The sequence below is a fragment of the Glutamicibacter sp. genome, assembly GCF_035257265.1.
Lineage (GTDB): Bacteria > Actinomycetota > Actinomycetes > Actinomycetales > Micrococcaceae > Glutamicibacter.
In genome coordinates this window covers 222,644-228,643 of sequence record NZ_DATEXC010000019.1, presented here as the reverse complement: position 1 = coordinate 228,643, position 6,000 = coordinate 222,644, and the positions used below count along the sequence as shown (strand labels likewise).

The following is a 6,000-nucleotide window of genomic DNA, read 5'->3' as shown; positions in this document are numbered from 1 at the left end:
GGCGCAGATCTTTTAGATCTGCGCCGCTACTTTTATGCAGTTTGCTCTAGCGGTGCGGTTAGCGCACTGGCTCTAGGGTTTTACTGTAAACACTTTCGCCGAGGCCGTTACGCAGCGAAACCGTGAACCTTTGAGATTCATCAAGGTTAACGTGTCCAAAGAACTGTCCTTTGCCATCACGCGGCGACTGGTTGCTGGTCCCGGCAAGCGCGAATTCCACCTTGGGTCCGAAGGTGCCGTCCATCTTATTGGGGCCAAAGGATCCTGCGTTGACCGGACCTGCTACAAACTCCCAGAATTCGTTAAAATCACTGAAGGCGGCGCGTTCCGGTGAGTAGTGGTGAGCGGCGCAGTAATGCACATCCGCGGTCAAAAAGACCACGTTTTTCACGCCGCGATCCTTGATGGCTTTCAGCAATCGAGCCAATTCCAGCTCACGTCCCAGCGGTGCGCCATGGTCGGCGTTGGCAATGGATTCCTGTGCTTTGCCATCTGGAACGATAATTCCCAGCGGCAGATCGTTGAGAATGACCTTCCACGTGGCTTTCGACTTATCCAGCCCATCGAGCAACCACTGCAGCTGTTCTTCGCCGAGGATCGCCGTCTCGTGGCCTTCCAACCCGTCGGTGTTCACCGATTTGTGGCTCCGCATATCCAACGCGAAGAGGTCTAGCGCCGGACCACGGGAAATCTTGCGGTAAATTCGTGCGGCTTCAAAGCCGGTTCCACCGCGCATGGCACGAGGTTCGGCAATTGGCTGGTATTCCTGCCATGCCCGACGTCCTCTGGCGGCCAACGTATTAATATCACGCACCGTATAACGTTCATCTTCGATAGTCTCCCCGGCCCACCAGTTGTTGTGGGTTTCGTGGTCATCCCACTGGCCAATCACCGGCACCTCGGAGTACATGGCACGCACGTTGGCGTCCATCAGGTTGTAACGATGCCGTCCACGGAACTCCGCCAAGGTTTCGGCGACCTTGGAGACTTCCTCGGTGACCAGGTTGCGCCAGATCTGGCCGTCGGATTCCACTACCTCGGCGGAGATTGGACCATCGGCGTAAATGGTGTCACCGCTGTGTACGAAGAAGTCTGGTTTGGTGGCGTGCATCGCCGCGTAGGCGCGCATGCCACCGATTTCTTCATTGATTCCCCAACCCTGTCCTGCGGTATCACCAGACCAGACGAAACTCTGCGCCATTGAAGCTCCGTGATTACGTCTGCCGGTCTTCGAAGGTGCCGTGATGAAGGAGCCGTTGGTGGTCTCCCCCAATGTGCCGTTTTCGTCTTCGAAGCCGATATTCACCGCGAAGCGCATTCCAGCCGGGAGATTCGATGCGGCTATTTTGGCGGTGTAGTCGGTTTGCGCGCTGGCTTGAGCTCCACGCAAAGTTCGTTCAAAGGAACCGCGGCCTCGGATGATTTGTCCGGCTTCATCAATGGCGCGTAGTTGGGCGCGTAAGCGGCCTTCTCCTGTGGTGCGGGCCCAGAGCACCGCTTCGTGAGTGGAGACGTCTCCCATAGAAAATCCACTGGTCAGTTCGAGCCTTGAACGCACCAGCCGGGGGCCGGGAGCAGCCAATGCATGGCCGGCTGGGGTTATGAGTCCAAGCGCGCCAACGCCGAGGGCACCAGTCAGCAAGTTCCGTCGCGATATTTGTGTCATGATCGCCAGTATTTCGCGTCAAGTTATCCACTAGATGGCAGGTTTATGAACTGCAAAACAAACTCTGCCGTATAACCATGATCTCTGCCTAGCTACTTAGGGATTCCTCGCGAGCCGTGCGGATTGCTAGGCTCACCACGGAGATCACAAAGCCAGCTACGCTCAGCACGATCAGATACAACCCCCATGGGTCTGCGATTCGCTGATTCCATGCGAGGCTCATAGAAATAAGCACAGCGATGAATAATCCCACCGAATATTTGGCATGCAGCTTTTTCATTTGCCCTCCTCAATTGAGTTTGAGCAAGACGCTACCAGAACAGCAGCCAGCGCAAAAAATCAAAACATGCGCAGAAAATACACGAAAATGAATCTGGACATAAAGAGATTTAGTCCATCACCTTGCAAAGTAGCGGTGTTCAGGACGGCCCCTCGTGCCGTAGCCCAGTTGCAATTCAAGGGATTCATTGGCCACCAGCGCGGCAAGGTAACGCTGCGCCGTCGCCCGTGCGACGCCTACACCCTCGGCAACCTCTGCAACATTCATCGGTTCACGCGACTGACGGACACAGGCTAAGACTGCTTGTTCCGTGGGAGCTACGCTAGGGGCGGCCGAACTATCTTCGGCACCTTGCAAGGTCCGATAAAGCCGGTCAACGCCTTGCTGGTCAAACTCGGTGGAGGCAGCTAGCTGCCGCCGGTACCGCGCCCACCCTTTGAGTTTTCCAGTCAGTGTCTTGGCACCAAACGGCTTGATGATGAAAGCCAACGCCCCGGCTTGCAACGCCGCTGCCACGTTTTTCGACTCGGTTGCAGCCGAGACCATGATCGCGTCAATCTGCAACTCGCGCAGCAATTCCACGCCACTGACATGCGGCAGGTACAAATCCAGAAGTACTAGATCCGGCTGCAAGGTCGCGACCAGCTGCGGAACGGTGCGTGGATCTTGCACCGGGTCTAGGGCCTGGAATCCAGGAATCTCATTGACCATGTCGGCGTGCAGCTGCCCGACCCGAAAGTCGTCATCTACGATAAGTACCCGGTAGTCTCCCGTGGCGGCGCCCTGTGCCATTTGTGCTCCTGTCATGATCGTTAGTTCTTCGGTTCAGCTAATACCGCTGGCAGCCGCGCGGCAATTACCGCTCCACCATGGTCTCCCCCGGCATCGGCAATCCACACATCGCCACTGCGTGAACGAGCTAAGCGGCGGATCAACGGCAATCCCACACCCGAGCCGTGCCCCTCGCCTAGCGAAGAGCCGGTACTCACCCCGGGGGAAAAGATATCTTCAGCGGTACTGATCCCGGCCCCCGAGTCAGCCACCGCAAGATGCAGTGTGCTCCCTTCGGAAAGCAGATCCACTTCTACCCACGGGTCGCTGTTTCCGCGCAAGCTGGCGGTAAAGGCGTTATCCAAAAGATTTCCAAGTACCGCGGTGACATCTTGGGCATCTGAAGCCGAGGCGACCTGCTCAAAAAGCATGGACTGGGCAGAGACACGCAATTCGATACCCAACTCATGAGCGCGAACCCCCTTGGCCGAGAGGAATGCCGAGAGATATGCGTCCTGGACTTGTTCCAGTCCTGCGACAGGGGCAATCACCGGCCCAGAGTCCATGACCTCACGTAGGTATTCTTCAGCCTGGTCAGTTTTGCCTAAGGTAATTAGTCCCAGTACCGCGTGCATGCGATTGGCGAATTCGTGGCGTTGAGCGCGCAAAGCATCGGCCATATCCTGCACTGCATCAAGCTTGGTACCCAGCGCCTCGACCGTGCTCACATCGTGAAGCAAGATGACCTGGCCTAGCTCCACCCCATCGCGCACCACGTCAGAGACTCGGGCAACGATGGCATTTGAGTTGGCTTCCAACCTGACCGGGGCGCGATCATGCTCTTTGATGGCTTTCACGAGCCGCAGATCAAGTCCTGCAGATTCGTAGTGCCGCCCGATGATATCGGCGAGTTCGGTGCGGTGTGGCAGGCCAAGAAGTTGCCGGGCCGCCTTATTGCGCACGGTGATGGTTCCATCAGGACTCAAACCAATCACGCCCTCGCTGACGCCGTAAAGCACCGCCTGCTGGTCGCGGACTAACTGGGCAATCTCTGCAGGTTCCAGCCCCAGGGTTTGGCGTTTGAGCGTACGCACGGTGAAGCGCCCAGCCAACGTTGCTAACAAGGCTGCGAGTACAGCGAAAAGCACAATCCAACCGAAGGATGCAATCAATGCACCGGTCAAGGACTGCGTTGCCACACCGACCGATACCTCACCAATGACCTTGCCATTTTCGGCACGGATTGGCACCTTGGCACGCACCGATTCACCTAGAGTTCCGTGTTCTCGGGCCACGTTTTCCACGCCGGTCAACGCCACCGGATCGGTGGAGACCAGCTGGCCAATTTCCTCCGGATTTGGGTGGCTCAGCCGGAGTCCGCGGTCCTCGGTGATCACTACGAAGGAAGCCTGTCCTCCGGTGCGCACTGATTCGGCTAACTGCTGCAGTGGACCGTTACGTAGTTTTTCTAACTCAAGTTTTTCCTGCGCAGCATAGATCGAGACTTCCTCGATAACCTGTGGCAAAGACGCGACCGAGCGCGCAATGCCCAGCGAGGCATCTTCGGCCCGCTCAAAGACCCGGTTATAGCTGTTTAGCAGTGTCGCTGCGGTGGCCAGCACGATGAGCACGCCAAGCACCACAAACTGCAAGCGCATGATGCGCGAGGCGAAGTGTCGAGTGGCTATTGTCTGGGGCATTTGTCCAGCATAAACCGCCAATGATTTTAATGAGCAAAAAGACGGCAAAAAACTAAAGAGATCAGAATACTTTCAACCCTCCCAACGTGAGCGCCACCACGTACCTTGAATAAGTGCCCGCACCCCCGCTGGCATCATCACTTGCCACACTTCAGGAGGTCGGCGCAATGCTAGTTGCTCTCGGATTCCTCATGGTTCTCACCTTCATGGTGCTGATCATGACTAAAAAGATGACGCCGTTGCTGGCCCTCATCATCGTCCCCACCGTCTTCGGACTGTTCACCGGAGCAGGCTTTGGCCTCGGCGACATGATCATGGACGCCATCAAATCCATGTCAGGCACCGCCGCCTTACTGATGTTCGCCATCATGTACTTCGGCATCATGATTGATGTGGGACTCTTTGACCGGCTTGTCTCGGGTATTCAGAAGCTCGTGGGTAACGACCCAGCCAAGGTCGTCATGGGAACCGCTCTGCTCACCGCAGTGATTTCCTTGGATGGCGATGGCTCGACAACTTTCATCGTGGTCACTGCCGCGTTGCTACCGATTTATCAGCGTCTAGGCATGAGCCCTGTCGTATTGACCTGTGTGGCTGGCTTGACCAACGGAACCTTGAATATCGTTCCCTGGGGTGGCCCAACCGCCCGCGCCGCGGCCGCTTTAGGCGTCGACGCTGCAGATATCTTTGTACCGATGTTGCCATCCTTGGGTATAGCCCTGATCGTGATCGGTATCTTCGCTTGGCAGTTGGGACTGGGCGAACGCCGCCGCCTGCAGCGTGAGCGTCCCGAACTATGGGGCACCGGCTTTGGCGGGGGCAATCTCACCGGCACCAAGAATGACAAGGGCACCTCACCTTCGGGCGCCTCAGTAGCAGTGCTTGAAGCCGTGGCACGCCGCGGCGACGGCAGCGAAGCTGCCACCATGGACGGCACCGTGCTGGACCCGAACCGCGAAACCTTGCGTCCAAAGATGTTCTACTTCAACTTAGTGCTCACCGTAGCGATCATGGTGCTGCTCATTGTTGACGTGTTGCCACTGTCCTACCTGTTCATGATCGGTACCGCGATCGCTTTGGTAGTGAACTTCCCGAAGGTCAATGACCAGGTGAAGATGATCGCCGCACACTCCAGCGAAATCATCGCCGTAGTGTCCATGGTGCTCGGCGCCGCGGTGCTCACCGGGGTGCTCTCCGGAACCGGCATGGTTGACGCGATGAGTCTATGGCTGGTCGATATTATCCCTGACTCGCTGGGTCAATACATGGCAGTAATCACCGGCTTGATTTCAATCCCGGCAACGTTCTTGATGAGTAACGACGCCTTCTACTTCGGTATTCTTCCGGTCCTCACCGAGGCCGGCGCGCACTTCGGAGTTCCAGCGGTGGATATGGCTCGCGCCTCCATCACCGGACAGCCGGTGCACATGCAATCTCCGCTCGTTCCTGCAATCCTTCTGTTGGTTTCGCTCTCTCGTGTGGATTTGGGCGATCACCACAAGAAGGTGCTGTGGCGCGCGGCAGTGGTAAGCCTGGTCATGCTCGCTTCGGGTGTGCTCTTCGGCGTCATCCACATGGGCTAA

General features: G+C 57.0%; 5 protein-coding genes. 1 reads left to right on the top strand and 4 read right to left on the bottom strand.

Features of this window, described 5'->3' with window-relative positions; genetic code table 11:
* Positions 1-58: 58 nt before the first annotated feature.
* From VJ369_RS04800 to VJ369_RS04785, 4 genes are all read right to left on the bottom strand, one after another.
* On the bottom strand, positions 59-1,666 hold the full coding sequence (locus VJ369_RS04800) for an alkaline phosphatase D family protein (protein WP_324090980.1): 1,608 nt from the start codon (positions 1,664-1,666) through the stop codon (positions 59-61).
* A gap of 88 nt (positions 1,667-1,754) precedes the next feature.
* The gene (locus VJ369_RS04795; RefSeq protein ID WP_324090979.1) at positions 1,755-1,946 is read right to left on the bottom strand and encodes a hypothetical protein; all 192 of its coding nucleotides are present in this window, start codon (positions 1,944-1,946) and stop codon (positions 1,755-1,757) included.
* A gap of 117 nt (positions 1,947-2,063) precedes the next feature.
* Positions 2,064-2,753 (bottom strand): response regulator, encoded by a 690-nt coding sequence (locus VJ369_RS04790; RefSeq protein ID WP_324090978.1) that lies wholly within the window; start codon positions 2,751-2,753, stop codon positions 2,064-2,066.
* A gap of 5 nt (positions 2,754-2,758) precedes the next feature.
* Complete coding sequence (locus VJ369_RS04785; protein ID WP_324090977.1) at positions 2,759-4,417, bottom strand: sensor histidine kinase; 1,659 nt, start codon at positions 4,415-4,417, stop codon at positions 2,759-2,761.
* 167 nt (positions 4,418-4,584) lie between these two features.
* Here VJ369_RS04785 and VJ369_RS04780 point away from each other — a divergent pair, with 167 nt between their 5' ends.
* Positions 4,585-6,000: a CitMHS family transporter gene (locus tag VJ369_RS04780; RefSeq protein WP_414652617.1), complete on the top strand. Its 1,416-nt coding sequence runs from the start codon at positions 4,585-4,587 to the stop codon at positions 5,998-6,000.